Genomic DNA, 18,879 nt, shown 5'->3' on the forward strand with positions numbered 1-18,879 from the left:
AATGCCAAAAATTAAAATTCTATTAATATCAAGCAAAAGCAAAAGTCAAAAAATAAAATTAAATAAAATATATGTTTTTTTGATATAAAAATATTATATATCAAACCTTTTTCCCTATTTTTTGGGAAAAAAGTTCAAAAATTTGGTGGTTTTGTTCAAAAAAATAGGAAAAAAAATGAATATTTCGGCATATTTGTATTATAATTTTAATGGAAGTTATTTTACTTTCAATATTTTATGTAGAAATTAAAAAACAATGAAAAATTTATTTTTAGGAAAACCACCATTAGAAAGAAAGTATTTACCAAAAGTTATTGAACATTTATATTCTTTTTTTACAGCAATAATTTTTAGTGTTGCTTTACTATGTTTGGTATTATTATTTACTTTTAATAATAAAGAAACATTTGCAGAAAAATTTTTTGATTTATCATTAAAAACTGAATTTAGATTAGTAGTAGCAGTTTTTGTATTTGTTTTCTTTGCAAATATTATTTATATTATTAGATTAATAAGGATTTTACCGAAAACTGAAGTAGGACATACTTTAGTTTGAATAGAAATTACATTTTTAATGCTTTTTGTACTTTCACCTTTTAATATCGTGGTTTCCATAGCTTGTTTAAAATATAATGAAATTGTTTTTGAATAACTTAGGAGAAATATATAAAAATTATGAAGAAAAAATTATTTAAATTTTTAAGTTTAGCAGTGTTTGCAACTCCAATGGCTGCTTTTGTAGCTTGCGGAGCACAAAATGAGTTTGCAAATTCAAAAGACATTATTGTTGCAAGAGAAGGTAAGCAAGAAGGATTTTGAAAAGCAGTTGAAGATGAATTTGCTAAAACAGATTTATATAAAAAAGGATTTAGAATTAAATTTGTTGAAAAAGATGTTTTTGGAGCAATTGATACTATTACAAATGTTGGTAGCACAGATAAAAATGCACCTGATTTAATTTATGCACCAAACGATAGAATAACAGACTTATTAAGTAAAAGAACATTAGCTGCTTGAGACCCAAAATTAAAAGATGATATTCTTGAAGAAGTTCACGCAACTGATGCAGAAAAAAGTTTTGTAAACGAATTTGGTACATTTAAAGGTAGAGAAGGAAACAAAGACAACGGAAAATTCTACAACTTTGCTCACAACAAAGAAGGTATAGTTGTAATGTCAAGTAAAACACTTGTTGAAGTTAAAACAGAATTAGCAAACACATCAACCGATGAAATGGTTGAATTAGTTAAAGCAGGAAAAGCATTCTTTAGAATTCAAGATGGATGATATGGTAATGGTGTTTTAGCATCAATTCTTAGCACAAGTGAAATGGGAAAAATCGTTTACAAAGATACTACAAAAAATAAATGATCATCTGGATTTATAAAAGGAGATCCAAACAATGCTAATTTTTCAAAAGCATTAGATGTTGTTGGAGAATTATTGTTCCCTGTTTATGAAGCGGCTTTTGTTAAAAATGCTGACGAATACAAAAGCACAGTATGAGGACAAAGAGGAATCGACCAAGGTGCTTTAAAAGTTCTTTTACAAAATAACCAAGGTGAAGTTCAAAATAAAGTTGTTGAGTTGTTACATAATAAAAAACTTGATTATGCATTTGTTGGTTCATGAGATTTTGGTACAGTTTCACAACAAGGAATTACTACATTCTTTAATGCTCCAAAATTAAAAGATGATCTTAGATATACACAAGCACCAGGAACATGATCATGAGCAATTAACTCAAGAAACAATGGTGCAGTTGCTGATAGACAAGCAGCTATTGCAGAAGTATTAAAATTAATTTTCAAAACAGAATCATACTATGGATACTTTAAAGGTGATACAAAAGTTCCTTACTTTACAAATACACAAAAAGAATTAAGAGATCTTTCAGATGGAGATGCTGCAACAGGAAGTTCTAAATTAACAGCAATGGTTACAAAAACACATTATTCAAGCAATGATGCTTTATTTAAAGCATACAATGATTTATTATCAGAAGTTAATAAAAACTTAGCTAAAGTTTATGGAACTGAAAAATCTTGAAGTCAAGAACACGATAAAACAAATCCTTTAGGAGACCAAAACAAATATAAAGAAACTTATGTAAAAGAAAAAGATAAATATCCTTTTGTTTCTGATGAATTAATAAATAAATTAGGTGAATTAAAAGAAGCTACAGGAATAAGAAATGCAATTTCTGCACTACTAGGAATTCAAAATGTAGATGAATTAAAAGGTGGTACTGAACCATGACAAATCGCACCTTCTTTAGTTAAATCTGGTGCTGAGTTTGAAAAAGAATGATTAGTAGGTCAAACAGGGAATGCACACGTTAGAAAAGTTGAAACATACATTTTTGGTGGTTCAACTGAAGACGCAAAATTAATGATGGAATTTTCTTCTAAATTCAAAGAAAAAGATTCTCAAACAAAAGCTTTAGAAGAAGTTAAAAAACGTGCAAAAGAATTTTCTAATAAATATGCTAAAACAACTGTTTCAGATGAAATTATCAATAAAGCTGCAGAACTATATATGAATAACTTCTTTAATGAAGCAGATTGATTAAAATGACAAGATGAATATAAAGAAGTATTTAATTCTAAAAAAGCAACAGAAAAATTCCCTAAAGAAGGGCAACAACTAAATGGAGAAAAAACAGATGCTACAATTAAAGAAGTGGAAGATGTTATTTTAGAAGCTACAAATACATCAGTTGCTAAAAAAGTTGTTGACGTTATTTCTTCAATATCAGAATTAAAAGACGGTGGATACGGAATTCTTAAACTACAACAAGAAAGATTAGATAGAGGTAACCCACAATTTGGAAAATTCTGAGGAACATGAAATGACAATATTTTAGGAAACCAAGAATTTTATAAATCTCTTGCGGAAAATAATGTTAAAACTCTAGAAGCATTCCAAACTAAATTAAAAGAACAATTTAGTAAAAAATTCCAAGAATCAGTTGCTGCTTTAGATAGTAGTAAAGCATTAGATTACATTAAATAATAATGAAACCCAAAATACAAATAGAAAGAAGAATTTTTTACTTATTAATTATTCTTCTTTCTATTTCTAATATATTGTTACTTTTATGATTACTGGATGGATTGATATTAGGAACAAATTCTTATGATAATTTAAACTTGGAATCTCAAAAAGAAAGTATAAATAATTTTTTAACCTTTAGGTATGTAGGTTATATTAGTAATTCACTTATCTTAATAGGTTATTTGGTAAATATTTTAGTTTCTAAAAAAAATGGAATCGCATACTTATTTGGTTTTGTTTGGATAACTCTTTTTGTTGGAGTTATGCTTGTCCCCTATTTTTCAAGCGGGCCTATTACAGAAAATTGAATAAGATTAACAATTGTTATTTTTTGAAGTATCACTTTTCCATTTTTGATACTAATTAATATTTATTTAATGTTTCAATTGAGACTAAAGAGACAAAATTATTACTATGAAAAAATAAAAATACATAAAGGAGGTAAATAATGGAAAAAGTCAAGATGTGAAATTGATATGGTGAATCTTTTGACAGAAAAGTAAATGATTCTAAAATTTCTTATTCTAACTTTTTAAATCAAGCAAAAAATGTTTTTGATAGACAAAAACGAGAAATTGATTTAAAGAAAAAAATAAATAGAGAACTTTTTATTAAAGCAAAAAGAAATTTAGAATTTGAACAAAAAAGAGCATTAGAAACATTAAAAATTTCAAGTAGAAATAAACTTCAAGTTGTTAAAGAAACAAAAAAACAACTAAAAATTTCTAATAGTTTAAAATCTTTTATAATTTTTGAAATTAAAAAGATAGATAAACAAAATCTTGAATCAGCAGATTATGTAAATAATTATTACAAAATGCTTATAAAAACAGCTGATGAAGTAGAAGTAAAAGAAAAAAATATGACTTCTATTTTAGAAAAAGCTAAATCTGATGAGCATAAATTATTAAGACATAAGGCAATGCTACTAATTATTTATAAATATTTATTATTACTTAAAAAAGAAGATTTTATTTACTCTGATTTGGAGTCTTTAGTTGAAGAAAATAAAGGAAAATTCAGTAAATTAGAACAAAAATTAGTTTTAGAAGAGAAAACAAAAATTGAACAATTATTTAAAACTCTAAAAACTAAAAAAGAAAAATTTCAACTTAAAAAAGTAGAAATTGAAAAACAAATTCCTTTAATTAAACATGAAACTAAACAAGAGTATAAAAGCGAAGTGCTTAAAATAAAAAAAGAATACAAAGAAAGAATTTTAGCAGCAGAATTTTTTTATAATAAAGAATACGATGAGCAATTAGCAAAAATCAAATCAGAATTAAAAGAGAAAATTGCTAAAATTGAAAATAAAAAACAAGAAATTTCTTCTTTAAGTAAAGAAAAAGAAGAAAAATATAAAGATTATCTTCAAAATAAACAAGAACAAGCTAAAATCTTAAAACAAGAATATAAATCAGAATTAAAATTAGCTAAAGCATTATTTAAACTTAATGAAAAGTATAATAAAGCATTACTTATTAGCAAATTTTTAAAACTAAATGAAGAAAAACATTTAAAAACTATTTATTCTTTATATAAAAAAGAATTAATAAATAAATTTTTAAATAAAAATAAATACAATCAAAATATTGAACTTAAAATACAAACTCATTTTGATTCTTTAGTACAACAAATTGAAGAAAAAACTAAAGAGTTAAACAAAGATGACAAAAACAAACTAAACATCATTTTAAATAAAAATCTACCTTTATTACTAAAAGGTAAAAAAATAAAAAATGTTAAAGCTTTAGTTAAATCTAATTACTATAAAAAATTAGGTAAATTAAAACAAGAATATTCATATGATGGTGATTTTCTTCTTAAAAAATCAGAAGCCTTATATGAATATGCAACTGATTCAAATAAACAACTTAATTTTTCAGCATCTGAAATTAAAGATGCAAAACTTAAATTACACAAAATCTTATTAAATGAAACTAAAGAAGATAAAGAAAAATACAAAAAACAAATTTCTGATTTAAGAAAAGAATATAAAGAAAAACTTTCTATTTTAAAAGATCGTTTCAAAAAGAAAGACATCACTAAAAAAGCTTATGCTTTTAAATTAAAAGAAGAAAAAATCCTTTATAAAGAAAAATTAGTTTCATTAAAACTACATAATGAAAAAGAAAAAAATAAAGTTGTAGTTAAAACACAATATAGCAGATTATCTGCTCAGCTTAAAATTACTAAAAAGATTTATGAATCTAAAGTGGTTGAAGCTATAAAACAAATTCCAACTGAAAATAAAAAAGGTGCTAAATATAAAGGATTATTCCTTAATTTACTATTTCCAGGTTTAGCACAATTAATATTATTTAAAGAGTATAAAAAAGGAATCCTTTTAACTTTATTAAGTGTCTTTTTATACTTAGTATTTGTACCTTTTTCATTAGGTATTACTTGAAATAAAATTGGTGGAATTCAAGGAATTATTGATTTAGGAAAAAGTTCACATAACTTTGATTTAGGTATTTTACCAGATGCAAGGTTCTGAATGTTTGGGGCAGCAGCATCGTTTATCTTGCTTGGAATTACTATTGCTTATGTAGTTGCAAGTGCAGTGGGTGCTTATAGACAAGGAAAATTCCTTGAAGAAGGAATGAGACCGCAAAACTGAACTCAAACTAAAAAATGACTTTCAGAGCAAGGTTTCCCTTGATTAATATCAATTCCTGGTTGATTCTTGATTGCCTTTATAGTTGTAGTTCCTTTAATAACTTCACTATTTATTTCTTTATCAAACACAGGATTCCAACATACTCCACCTGCTCAAACAGTAGATTGAGTTGGGTTTACACAATACGGAAAATGATGATTATTTAGAAATAATGGTTTATTAACTTCTCTTTTAAGAGTTGTTTCATGAACATTAATTTGAACATTTGTAGCAGCATTTTCAGTAATTGTAGTAGGTACTTTATTTGCTGTATTAGTTAATATGGAAAAAATCAAAGGTAAAAAATTCTTTAGATTAATTTACATTATTCCATGAGCTATTCCTGCCTTTGTTACAATTATTTTCTTAAAATCTGCTTTCCAAGGGGATTCTAATTCATATATTAACTACATATTACTTAAATTAGGTTTAATTGAAAACAGTATTAACTTCTTTGGAAGTATTACTTGAGTAAGATTCCTATTAATAGTAATTCAAACTTGATTAGGACACTCTTACATTTTCTTATTAATTACTGGAAACTTACAAGCAATTCCAAAAGATATTTATGAAGCTGGAGAAATTGATGGTGCTAAACGTTCTAAATTATTTAGACATATTACATTACCAATTTTAGTTTCTTCATTAGCTCCATTATTAATTGGACAATTTACATTTATGTTTAATAATTTCACAATTATTTCTTTATTCTCTAATGGTGGTCCTGCTTATTCAGACCAAACAACATTTAGTGAATCAGGTTCAGATATTATTATTTCATGAATTTATAAACTAACAACTGCAGTACAAATTGATGGAAACGTTGCTTTCTCATCAGCTCTTGTTATTTTAGCATCAGTGTTCTCAGTTTCTATTGCAGCTTACGGATTTGCTAAAAACGCAGCAAAAGGAGGAAGATAAGATGAAATTTTCTTTAAAAAGTAAAATTAATGAAAACAAAATAAAGTTTTCTTCATTTAAAAACAACAAAACAAGAATTCATACTTCAGATTCTAAACCTTTAACTATAGCAGAAGCAATATTCTTATTTTTTAACTATATTCTATTAATTACTTGAACTTTTGTAATTTTATTCCCAGTAGTTTCAATGATATTAGCATCATTTAATACATTTAACAAAAAATATTTATCATTATCACCAGAATTATATAAATTTGGTTTTGATAACTTTACTTATTTATTCACTAATGTAAGAAGTAAATATGTAAATTGATATATAAATACTTTAGCAATAGCTGTTAGCACAATGCTTATAACTGTAGTATTTGTTGCCTTTAATGGTTATGCATATTCAAGATTTAAATTTGCAGGTTCAAAACATTCTCTTTCTGTAATTATGCTTTTACAAATGATTCCATCAACAGCTTCACTAATTTCTCTTTATATTATTGTTGCTCTTGGTAGGGACTCACTTGGAATCGATCCCAGAATAACCTTAACAATAATTTATTCAGGTGGAGCAATTGCAGGAAATACTTTTGTGTTTAAAAGTTATTTAGATTCCATCTCAAGAGAATTAGATGATTCAGCAAAAATTGATGGTTGTGGAAACTGAAAACTATTTACTAAAATATTATTACCAGTTGCAAGACCAATGATAGCAATTATTGCTTTATGATCATTCTTGATTCCTTTTGGAGATGTAATTCTACCAAAATTTGCAATTACAAACAGAGATCAAACAACACTTGCTGTTGGGTTAGACAGCTTTATTACAGCAGAAGATAAAGAAATTAACGTTGGTGCTTATTCAGCAGGTGCTTTACTTGCTTCTATACCACCATTTGTACTATTTATGTTCTCACAAAGACATATCGTTGGAGGACTTTCTGACGGAGCGGTGAAAGGATAATATGAAAAAAAAAACAGAAATGATTTTAGAAAATAATGAACTAGATGACATTAATTCATACGATTTAGAATTCGATAAATTCTTAAATGAAATCGGAGAAGTTGGACAAAAAACAACTGGTGGAAAAATTCAATTAGTTAACTTATCTAAAAAATATGAAGGAAACGACAAGTGAACTTTAAAAGATATTAACTTAACCATAGAGGCAGGAAAATTCTGTATTTTCCTTGGTCCATCTGGTTGTGGTAAAACAACTTTACTAAGAATGATTGCAGGTTTAAACTCAATTACCAAAGGTGATTTACTTTTCAATGGCAAAAGATTTAACAATCTTTCACCTTCTGAAAGAAACATTGCTATGGTTTTCCAATCTTATGCTCTTTATCCACATATGAATGTTTATAATAATATGAGCTTTGGATTAAGAATTGCAAAAGAAAGAAAAGATATAATCGATCGAAGAGTTAAAGATGCAGCAAAAATTTTAAAAATTGATAATTATCTATATAACAAACCTCGTGATTTATCAGGAGGACAAAGACAAAGAGTTGCTATCGGTAGAGCTATTGTTAGAAAACCTTCTATTTTCTTAATGGATGAACCTTTATCTAACTTAGATGCTAAATTAAGAGAATCAATGCGTAGAGAAATTGTCTCTATTCATAGACTTTTAAACACAACATCAATTTACGTAACACACGATCAATTGGAAGCGATGACAATGGGTGATCAAATTGTTGTTTTAAATGAAGGAAAAATTCAACAAAACGGAACAAGTAAAGATTTATATTTTAGACCAGCAAACGTTTTTGTTGCTAAATTTATTGGTTCTCCAACAATTAACTTACTAAATGGAATAAACAACAATAATACTTTTAAATTAGATGGAATCAATTTTTCTTTAAATCTTCCAGAAGAAAATAAAGAAAAATTATCTAAATACAAAGACTTAATAGTTGGATTTAGAACAGAAGATGTTTTAATCAACGAAAAAGAAGTTGCTAATTCAGTTAAAGGAAAAATTTTCAACATTGAATCTCTTGGAAAAGAGTTATCAATTGTTGTAAAAATTTCCGATAATGTTGAAGTTGTATCTACAGTTCTTAATAATAGAGACTTTGAACTTTACCAAGAAGTATGAGTAAGTTTCAACGAAAGCAGAATTCATATTTTTGATAAAGAAACAGAAGAAAGATTAAATTAATATGCATTTTTTTAAAACTTACAAATATAGAAAAATTTTCTTTATTTTATGTATTGTTGTTTCATTAGTTAGTTTTGGTTTATTTTTTGCTTTTTACAATTCAGCAAATAAGTATTTAGAAATAGAAAAGCAAATTTATACAACAGAAGCAGCTTTTAACGAAAGTTCTGTTATTAATCCTCAAATTCCTATATTTAAAACATTTTGAGTATTAAGTTCAGTTTTATGATTAACAATAATAATAATTGCAATATATTCTTTAATTTTATTAATTAAGCAAAAAAATAATACAAGTTTATTAATTAAAATAAACATTATTCTTTTAGTATTAGTGATAATTTTAGTATCTGTTTTACTTTCTTTCCAACCCCCAATCGACGAAAGAGATGAAACAAAAATTATTTATCCACCTAACTATATTTCAGGTTGATTATTATTTGCTTTTTCTGTAGTTGTTGCTATTTTTGGAATCTTTTCTTTAAAAAATTATGGATATTTAATCAAAAATGAAAAAGAAAACTTGAAACAAATCGCTAGTTAAGTTTATGATAAAAAGCGGAGCATTTCCGCTTTTATCATATAGTTTATTAACATCATGCACCAACACAGATAATTTTCACAAAGACTTTTCTTTTTGAGGAGACAAACAATTTTATAAAGATAAAACTAATAAACTATCATATAAAGAAGATGATGAAAATGCAAAGTTAGTAGCACCTTTAGTCAAAAATGAAAAAAACTCTTCAGTTATTTATCAAGTACTGGTTTATTCCTTTGCTGATGGAAACAACGATGGTATTGGAGATTTTATAGGTTTAAAAAACAATTTAGATTATTTTACTAATTTAGGTATTGATCAATTATATCTTTCCCCAATTCATCCAGCTAGTTCATATCACGGTTATGATGTGATCGATTATACAGATGTAGCAGCAGAATTAGGTGGAAAAGAAGCATTTTTAGATTTTCTAAAAGAAGCACATAAAAAAGGAATAAAAGTTTATTTAGATTTAGTGTTTAACCACACATCTTTTGAACACCCTTGATTTCAAAAGGCACTGGAAGGTGATTCGAAATACAAGAATTTTTATCGCTTTTATAGTACAAAAATACAAGATACTAATCAAGATAGTTCAGAGTTACGCTCTTTATTTCCTAATTTAAAAGATAAACACGCAACTAATAAATTTTATACTTCTAAATTTTGAGCAGGAATGCCTGATCTCAATTTAGATAATCCAGAAGTTATTGAAGAATTAAAACACATTCAATCTTATTGAACCAAAATAGGAGTAGATGGATTTAGATATGATGCTTTTGCTGAGTTTTTCTCTTCAATGGGAGAAACAAAAAATAACTATAATGAACAAAAAATCTTTAGTGAACTTAGAAAAAGTTCTCAAGAAGCTCTTCAATCCCAAAATCTTCATAAAGATATTTTTATGATGGGTGAGTGACTAGATGATGCTTTAAAAGCTACTGTATACTTTAATTATAATAATGAAAAAGCACTTGGAACCATTTATGATGGAAAACATTGAAAAGAAAATTGATTCGTTTCAATTAATAAAGATGATTTAAATAATCAATTAACTAAAATAGGATCGCACCAAGAACATCCTTGAGTACCTTTTTTAACTAATCATGATACTGATAGATGAATTAATTCATTTAGAGTAAATATGCCAAGACCTACCAAAGATCCAGAAACCTTTGATAGTCCTTTAAAGGCAAGTGAATTAAATACGCCACTATCACAAAGAGAAAAAGACGCAATAAGAAATGCTTACTTTTACCTTTTAATATTACCATCAACCCCTATTATTTACCATGGTGATGAGTTAATGATGCATGCAAATAAAACTTTTGGTGATCCTGGTATAAGAGAACCTTTTAAATGAAAAGATACATCTAAAAGAGTAGAATTCAAAGAAAAGAAAAGTCTAAATGACTATATTCATTTAAATTTTTCAAAAGATACCCCATATGTTGAAGATCAAGTTAAAGATAAAAATTCTATTTATTCAATAATTAAATTTTTATTAGACTTTAGAAGCAAGCACCCTTTTATGTACTCTCAAGATTTAGAGACAATCGGAGATGCTTCAAATTATCTTGAAAACACTTCAGACCAAACTATTATTAGACAAAGTAAAGATAAACAAGAAAAATATCTATTTATAAACACTGTTGGAATTAATGATAATATTAATTATAAACTTAAAGATGGTGTAGAAGTAGAAACCATTTATTCTTATAATTCCAAGGTAAATAATAAGCAAATTTCAATTGGAAATATGGGATTAATAATTTTAAAAATAAAATAATTGAAATTTCAAAAAATTAGATTATAATATTTTTAATTATGAAAAAACATTAGAACAAAATTAAACAAATTTTACAAAATTCATTTGTTCTAATTTTTTTAAACAAAAAAAGAGGGGAATATGAAAAAGAAAACATTATTAACATTATCAAGTTTAACCTTAGCAGGGGCATCATTAACTGGTTTAGTATCTTGTTCCAGAGAAACAAGATTTGATCAAACTAACGATGAAACAATTAAAATAGCTAACACATTTGGTTCTACAGGTGCACAAACTGAAGCATTACAAGCAATTGTAGAAAAATGAAACAACAAAGCAGAAGTTAAAGATACAAACAACAAAAATTATTTAAAATTAGAATTATTTGCTATCAATGGTGGATATAACGGATTAACATCAGACTTAGAACAAAAATTAACAGCAAAAGCAGCAAATAGTTTATATAATGTTGCATTCAACTATCCAGCAATAGTAGGTACTTTAGCTAAATACAATATGCAACTAGATTTAAATGGTTCTACACCAGAAGAAAAAGCAGTTAAATTAGCTGAAGCTGTTAGATCTACTTTCTCAGACAAATTTTTACAAAGCAATACTCAAATAGCAGGAATTAGTAAAAAAGGGGATAAAGATTCATTATGATTAATTCCAAGTAGTAGATCATCTCAAGTTATAACTATTAACAAAGAAGTTTTTGGTTACATCATTAGACAAGCAACAGCAGAAACTTTAGGGAATAAAAAAGCTACAATTAAAGCAGAAGATAAAGCGTTTTTCGATGAAATCACAAAATCCAACCATGATGAAACATTTGTTAAAACTGTTTGAAAAGACTATGTAGCATCAACTAAAGCTGAAGGTGGTTTAGGTGGATATGAGTTTAGAAAAGATGTATTTGAAAGTTATGATTCACTATTTGACTTAGTTTCAAGAATCAAAAAATCCTTCCCAAAAGCACCAGAAGGAGATATTAACAAAAGAGCAGAAAATGTTTTTGGAGTTGACTCAATTTCAAGTTTATTATACTTAATGGCATTTTCAGATGTTGATGGAGATTACTCTAAATTCTTATTTGGATTAAATGATAAACAGACTTCCGTTGATTATGTAAATGCATTGAAAAAAGGAACAGAAAGAAACGAACTTTTCAAGAAAAGTTTTGAAAAAATAGCAAAATTAATTAATGAAAAATCTCTATTTATAAAGGAAAATTCCGATTATTCGTCAAATCGTCTAAAAGGACATCAACTTGCTTTTGCAATTGCTTCAACAGCTGGATATAGACATAATTTTTCAAAAAATGGATATTCAGAATACATTTTAACAATCAATTCTGGTTCTAAGAAAATTGAAGATAAAGTAACAGCGGACTATGCAAATTACATTTATAAACCAACAGCAGAAGAAATTGCTAAAGGTGTAATTGCTAAATTATATAGTGCAAGTAAAACTGTAGATGCTAATACCAAATATGTTTATATTTATGATAAAAATGGAACAGGGGCTTCAGAATTTAATAAAGAAGGAAACAAAAACATTGAAGCAACACAAGAATGAAAAGATGCATTGCAAAAATTATCTAAGTTTTCAAATGCAGCTGCCGGAGAAAAATTAGGAATTTCTTCTACAAATTCTAGTTTTAAAGATTTAAAAGAAGAAATAGAACAAAAATATATTATTCCAGCCGGAAAATCAGGTGGTTACGATGCTTATTTAATTGATATTAAATGAGAAAAAACAGATCAATCAGACGGATTCCGTAAAGTTTCTCATGATTCCACAGAAACTCTTCAAGAAAATGAGTTAGGATATGTTTCTAATCCTTTCTATACAACTAAAACTGATAATGCTAAAAAAACAATTATTGCTCAAGGACCTTCTTTAATTGGTATTCACTCAAATAAAGTTGAAGATTTAGCAACTTTAAATTTCTTAAAATGATATATAACAGAAAAACAAGATTGAACAGTCGGTAAAGATGATAAAGCTAAAAACTACACAAACTTAACTCCACTTGAATTCTTTGGACAACACAGTGGATACATTGTGGCTTCTGAAGGAGTTTTAAGTAAAGAAGCACCAGCAGGTTATGATAAATTCAATAAAGAAGCATTTGGATTATTTAAAAAAGCAACAGAAGGTGCAGACAAAGATCAATATGCTATTTATGAAGACCCAACAGATTCAAGATCTTCAACTTTTAGAGATGGAATAGATACTTCATTCACTAATTACGCAGATAGAGCAGCAAATAATAAAGGTAAAGCTGAAACATTTGAAGAATACTTAGCAGCTCTTAAAAACCTATTAGGAGCATCATTTACTAAATAATGAAAAAAATTATAAAAGCAACCTCATTGGTTGTTTTTCCATATATAGCGATACCTTTTGTTGTTTCTTGTAATAATAACGAAGCTAAATATTTCAAAGAATCAACTGATTTACCTCCATTTGAAAAATTAAATGCAAAAATAGTTAAATGAAAAGATGGAGATACACCTGTTTTAGATTTTGGAGATAACCAAACAATAGAAGGACAACAATCTATTAGAGTTGCTGGAATTGATACACCTGAAAAAAATTTAGGTAAAGATCATAAAATAGATGATTTTGAAAAAAGTTGAGCTGAAAAAGCATCCAAATTTGGAGAAAATACTTTACCTCCTGGAACAGAAGTAACTTTTATTTATGGAAGTAAAGTTACTAGATCTTACGAAAGAGTAGTGGGTTGAATTTTTTATAAACAAAACAATATTTGAAAAGATTATTCTGTAGAAATAATCAGAGAAGGGTTAACCTTACCAAATTTAAAAAAAGCTTGAGATGTTAGTTTTAAGACAAATGTAGAATATTATGAAGGTATAAAAATGTGAAACGCTTTTTATGATGCTATGAAAAATCATAGAAATTTTTATCAAAATATTAATTCAGAAAGTGAACTTTATGAATTTGCACAAAAAGTTTATAAATCTAGAGGTGTTCCACAATATCAAGTATTTTTAAAATCTACAGAAGATAACGTTTTATCAAGACATAAAACAAATGTTGATAATGAAGAAAGTGAGAAAAATGCAAATCAAAAAAATTAATAAAGCTGAGATATATGAATTTATAAGGAAAATCAAAAAAACAGCTGATGAAAGATATAAAAATAAAGATGAGTTAAACGCTATTGAAATAAAAAATTTAGTAATTGACTATGGAGAAACTGTAGCAGTTGATAATGCAAATATACAGATAAAAAAGGGAGAATTGGTAACTTTACTCGGTCCTTCTGGTTGTGGTAAAACTACTACTTTAAATGCTATTGCTGGATTATTAACACCTACAAGCGGACAAATTTTATTTGAAGGTGTAGATATAACTAAAACTACTCCTCAAGACAGAAAAATTGGTTTAGTATTTCAAAATTATGCTTTATATCCACATTTAAATGTTTATGATAATATTTCTTTCCCTTTAACCAATGATAAAACTTGAAAAGTTAGAATGATTGAAAAATCTACCAAAGCACAGCATGAAGCAAATTTAATTATTTTAGAAAAAAATGGTGCAACTAAACAAGAAATTGATAATTTTAATAAATTGCTTTTTAACTTCTTTGATGTTTATAAAGAATTAAATTTAGAAATTAATAATTTAAATTCTAGTGTTTATAAAAAATTAAATGAACTTAATAGTAATTATGAATTAGCTTTAATCAAAAAACAAAATGAACAGAAAAAAGCAAATTTAGATACTATTGAAAAATTAAAAGACAAAAGCTTAGATGCAAAATTAACAAGATATGAACATTCTCTTAAAATTAAAGAAATAAAAACTAAATATTCAGATTTAAGAAAATCATTGAAAAATGAAATTGAAAAAGAAAAACAATTATTAAAACAAAATAGTGAATATTTGGAGTTAAAACAACTTAAAGGTATATATAAATCAGTAGTTCAAATAACCAAAAATGACTATTATTCCTATCAAAAAGAATTAATTAAAAAATATACTCTTGATATTTCTAAATTAAATGTTGATGAAACTAATAGATTTAAAGAATTACAAACTAAAAATATTTCTATTAAAAAAGCAATAGAAAATGCTGTTTTAAATGTTGCTGAAAAAGTAGAAATTACAAAAAATTTACATAAAAAACCAACTAAATTATCTGGAGGACAACAACAAAGAGTTGCCATTGCTAGGGGTATAGTAAGAGAACCAAAAATTATTTTAATGGATGAACCTTTATCTAACTTAGATGCTAAATTAAGAGTTCAAACAAGACAATGAATTAGAAAAATACAGTCTGAATTAGGATTAACAACTGTTTTTGTTACTCACGATCAAGAAGAAGCGATGTCAATTTCAGATAAAATAGTATGTATGTCTTTTGGAAAAATTCAGCAAATAGGAACTCCTATGGAACTTTATAATAAACCAAAAAATGAGTTTGTTGCTAAGTTTTTAGGAATACCTGAAATGACTATATTTGATGCAAATATAAAGGAAAATCACGTATTTTTAAATGATGTAGTATTAAAACACTTTGAAACTAATTTAGAAAATGTAAGAGTAGGAATTAGAGCAGAAGATATTCAAGAATCCTTAAACGGGAAACTTACAGGAAAAATAGTTTCCATTGAATATTTAGGAAAAGAGATTTTCGCTAAAATAGAAGTTGATAATGTTGCTACATTTAACATTTTCTTAAAATTGAAAAAAATGTATGAGATCAATGAAGAAGTTAAATTCAACATTCCTGCAAATAAAATTCATTTATTCGATTCAATAACTAAAGAAAGAATTGATATCTAATGAGAAAAATTTATTCATTTCTTTTGCAAAGAAAACAAAAACAAACTAAAAAAGATTTAGGGATTTTAGATAAAAAAGTTGCTTATTGAAAACCTTTTTTACTTTTATTACCTTCTCTATTCATCATAGTTTTATTCACAATTTTCCCTTTTATTTTTTCAATCGGTTCATCAATTAGTTATCAATCAGATCCAAACGATGCTCAACAAATTGAATATGGATTTAATGCCTTTGTAGATGTGTTAAATGATAATAACTTTAAAATTGGTGTTAGAAATTCCTTAATTTATTCCATTTTATCTTTACCAATAACTTTAGTTATTTCGATATTAATTTCTAGTGTTATTTCTTCACTTGTTCAAAAATGAGCTAGAGGATTTTGACAAACAATTTTCTTTTTACCTTATATAACAAGTGCAATTGCCATTTCCATAACTTTTGCCTATATATTTGATACACAAATAGGTATAGTTAACAAAATTTTTGGAATTGAAACTAGATGACTAAATTCCGGACATTATCAGTCATATAATGCTATTTTTGTAATTTTAGTATATGGAATATGAAAAAATTTAGCTTTTCAAATTTTAATCATTACAACTGCAATGCTTGGAGTTGATAGAACTCTTTACAAAGCAGCTGCTATCGATGGTGCTTCAAAAACTAAACAATTTTTCAAAATTACCTTACCATCAATAACAAAAACTTTAAATTTCTTAATTACAATAGGAATTATAGGTGGAATAAAAGTTTTCCCTATTGCTATATTTAATAATGATTTAAATGCAGCAAAAACTAATGGTGGTTCCACCATAATTCTCTTTATCTACGATATGGTAAAACAAGGACATTATGATTTAGCTGGAGCAGCTACAATTATTCTCTTTCTTCTTGGTTTAGCTTTATCAACTTTCTTAAAACAAGGGATAAAAATAATTTTATTAACAATAAATAAGTTAGGAGAAAGACATGTTCTGAATGCTGTTAAAGTTACAAAACTGAATCTCAAATAAGATTTCACAAAGAAAAATAGAAAAAATTTCTTCTGAAGTTAGAAATGTTTCTTTATGAAAATCCATTTTATCCTTGTCAGTTAAATTATTAATCTTACTGGTTTTTGGTGTAATAATTATTTTTCCTTTTTATTTTATGCTTGTTTTTGCTCTGGCACCAGATGATCAAGCAAACGAAAGAGTTAATGAAATTGTTTTATTTCCAGAAAAATTTCAATGAGATAATTTTTCAAGAGCTTTAAATGATGGTTATTGAGAAGCTTTGGGTTGAAGTCTTTTAGTAACTTTTGTATCAGTTATTGTAAAACTCTTCTTTTCTGCTACATTTGGATATGCTTTTTCATTAAAAAAATGAAAATTTAAAAAACTATCTTGATTGTTTTTTCTCTCAATACTAATTTTGCCAGAAGTTGCCCTTTTTATTGGACAATATAAAACGATAATAACACTAAAATGAGAAACAAATGCTTTTTGATTATCTATATCTTTAATTATGCCATATGCTGCTTCTGTATTTTCTGGTTTTATGTTCAGAAATGCTTTTGAAGATATTCCTGATAGAATAAAAGAAGCTGCAATGGTAGATGGATGTACAGGAATTAATTTCTTTTTCAAAGTTGCAATTCCAATGGTGACACCAACCATATGAACAGTTGGTATTTTAACTGCATTTGCTGCTTGAAATTCACTATTATGACCTTTATTAATTTTAGGAAAAGATTCACCAGTACAATTAATTAATATTTATCTATTAGATGTTGGGGTGAATCCAGATCCGGATGATCCAATAAAATTATTTAAAAATGTAAAACTTGCAGGTGCAATTTTGGCTATTCTTCCAATGTTCATAACTTACTTCTTATTTAGAAGAAAAATTCTTAACGCAATATCTAGACAAGGTTCAACAATTAAAGGATAATTAATTATGACAAAAGAAAAAGTAAAAAAAGTTAAAAAAAGAGTATCAGTTTCTACAAAATGAGTTTTAATCTCTTTAACCGTTGCATTAGGAATAGTTTTTACAGTTTTCTCTGCTTGAGGATTTTTTAAAGTTTTTATAGAATTGCTAAGTGGTAATTTTATATAAATATATAAACTAACATTAGATATATTCAACATATATATAAGTAATTTATTTACATATAACATAATTTGTATTATAATTAAATTAATATGAAAGAAAAATTTGAAAAAGAAAAATCTAAAACTAAAAAAAGCGAATTAATAGAATATTTATTATATTTAATTAAAAATAGAGTTTTAGAACCAAATGAATTGATGCCTTCAGAGCACTTTTTAATGGAAAAATTTGGTGTATCTAGAATAACAGCAATTAATGCTTATCAACAACTAGAAGGAATAGGTGCTATTTATACAAGAAGCAAATTAGGAAGATATGTAGCTGAAAATTTTAGTGGTCTTGCTAAAGCTTATTCATCTTTAATTAAATACGAATATTCCACAACACAAAAAATAGAAAGAATTGAAGGCGATGAACCACAATGATTCTATCGTCAAAATATAATTTTCTTACTTGGATTCAATGCTTTTAGAAAACAATATTTTAACAAAAACAAAGAAGAAATAATGGTTGCAGAACATTATGTATCAAGAAGATATGAACTTCCAGAAAAAATGGATCAACAATTTTCAATACTAGAACACTTAGTAAAAACACCTTTAGCAATTACTAAAATGGCTTATAAATTAAAATATGAAAAAGTTGATAAATGAGGTTTTGAATATCTTGTTGTTATCTATGCATGGGGATATGATGAAGCCGGTATTTCAGTAGCATCGCGTTATGTAGTTCATCCAGAATACTTCACATTCTTCCATACTGAAAAAAATCTTAAATAAAGGAAAAACATATAAAAAATATGTTTTTTTCTTTTGTTTTAAAACGATTTTTGTAGTATCATTTAATAAAGAAATGAGTG

The 18,879-nt window shown here is 26.2% G+C and carries 15 protein-coding genes; all 15 read left to right on the forward strand.

Annotated features, from left to right (window positions below):
- Window positions 1–256: 256 nt before the first annotated feature.
- The 15 genes from ACXX84_RS01115 to ACXX84_RS01185 all read left to right on the forward strand — a co-directional run bounded on the left by ACXX84_RS01115 (window position 257) and on the right by ACXX84_RS01185 (window position 18,799).
- Window positions 257–652 (forward strand): hypothetical protein, encoded by a 396-nt coding sequence (locus ACXX84_RS01115; RefSeq protein ID WP_458560592.1) that lies wholly within the window; start codon window positions 257–259, stop codon window positions 650–652.
- Between the two features lie 23 nt (window positions 653–675).
- Complete coding sequence (locus ACXX84_RS01120) at window positions 676–3,015, forward strand: hypothetical protein (RefSeq protein WP_458572750.1); 2,340 nt, start codon at window positions 676–678, stop codon at window positions 3,013–3,015.
- A gap of 2 nt (window positions 3,016–3,017) precedes the next feature.
- Complete coding sequence (locus tag ACXX84_RS01125) at window positions 3,018–3,506, forward strand: hypothetical protein (RefSeq protein ID WP_458561017.1); 489 nt, start codon at window positions 3,018–3,020, stop codon at window positions 3,504–3,506.
- The gene (locus ACXX84_RS01130; RefSeq protein WP_458572751.1) at window positions 3,506–6,640 is read left to right on the forward strand and encodes an ABC transporter permease subunit; all 3,135 of its coding nucleotides are present in this window, start codon (window positions 3,506–3,508) and stop codon (window positions 6,638–6,640) included. The genes ACXX84_RS01125 and ACXX84_RS01130 overlap by 1 nt, the downstream gene beginning before the upstream one ends.
- Window position 6,641: 1 nt before the next feature.
- Window positions 6,642–7,592, forward strand: coding sequence for a sugar ABC transporter permease (locus tag ACXX84_RS01135; RefSeq protein WP_458560596.1), 951 nt, complete (start codon window positions 6,642–6,644; stop codon window positions 7,590–7,592).
- A gap of 1 nt (window position 7,593) precedes the next feature.
- Window positions 7,594–8,796, forward strand: coding sequence for an ABC transporter ATP-binding protein (locus ACXX84_RS01140; RefSeq protein WP_458572752.1), 1,203 nt, complete (start codon window positions 7,594–7,596; stop codon window positions 8,794–8,796).
- A 1-nt stretch (window position 8,797) separates the two neighbouring features.
- Window positions 8,798–9,337, forward strand: coding sequence for a hypothetical protein (locus tag ACXX84_RS01145; RefSeq protein ID WP_458561020.1), 540 nt, complete (start codon window positions 8,798–8,800; stop codon window positions 9,335–9,337).
- A complete protein-coding gene (locus ACXX84_RS01150; RefSeq protein WP_458561021.1) occupies window positions 9,303–11,123 on the forward strand; it encodes an alpha-amylase family glycosyl hydrolase in 1,821 nt (606 codons plus the stop codon). Before ACXX84_RS01145 ends, ACXX84_RS01150 begins: the two co-directional genes overlap by 35 nt.
- A 120-nt stretch (window positions 11,124–11,243) precedes the next feature.
- Window positions 11,244–13,454 (forward strand): P68 family surface lipoprotein, encoded by a 2,211-nt coding sequence (locus ACXX84_RS01155; protein ID WP_458560413.1) that lies wholly within the window; start codon window positions 11,244–11,246, stop codon window positions 13,452–13,454.
- On the forward strand, window positions 13,454–14,212 hold the full coding sequence (locus ACXX84_RS01160) for a thermonuclease family protein (RefSeq protein WP_458560412.1): 759 nt from the start codon (window positions 13,454–13,456) through the stop codon (window positions 14,210–14,212). The genes ACXX84_RS01155 and ACXX84_RS01160 overlap by 1 nt, the downstream gene beginning before the upstream one ends.
- Window positions 14,193–15,926, forward strand: a complete 1,734-nt coding sequence (locus tag ACXX84_RS01165; protein WP_458572753.1) for an ATP-binding cassette domain-containing protein — start codon at window positions 14,193–14,195, stop codon at window positions 15,924–15,926. Before ACXX84_RS01160 ends, ACXX84_RS01165 begins: the two co-directional genes overlap by 20 nt.
- Window positions 15,926–16,939 (forward strand): carbohydrate ABC transporter permease, encoded by a 1,014-nt coding sequence (locus ACXX84_RS01170; RefSeq protein WP_436358786.1) that lies wholly within the window; start codon window positions 15,926–15,928, stop codon window positions 16,937–16,939. The genes ACXX84_RS01165 and ACXX84_RS01170 overlap by 1 nt, the downstream gene beginning before the upstream one ends.
- Entirely contained in the window at window positions 16,905–17,858 is a 954-nt protein-coding gene (locus ACXX84_RS01175) for a carbohydrate ABC transporter permease (protein WP_458559289.1), read from the forward strand. The genes ACXX84_RS01170 and ACXX84_RS01175 overlap by 35 nt, the downstream gene beginning before the upstream one ends.
- A gap of 6 nt (window positions 17,859–17,864) precedes the next feature.
- A complete protein-coding gene (locus ACXX84_RS01180; protein WP_436358788.1) occupies window positions 17,865–18,026 on the forward strand; it encodes a hypothetical protein in 162 nt (53 codons plus the stop codon).
- Between the two features lie 86 nt (window positions 18,027–18,112).
- A complete protein-coding gene (locus ACXX84_RS01185; protein WP_436358789.1) occupies window positions 18,113–18,799 on the forward strand; it encodes a winged helix-turn-helix domain-containing protein in 687 nt (228 codons plus the stop codon).
- Window positions 18,800–18,879: the final 80 nt, after the last annotated feature.

This window comes from Mycoplasma sp. AC157, from assembly GCF_054343415.1.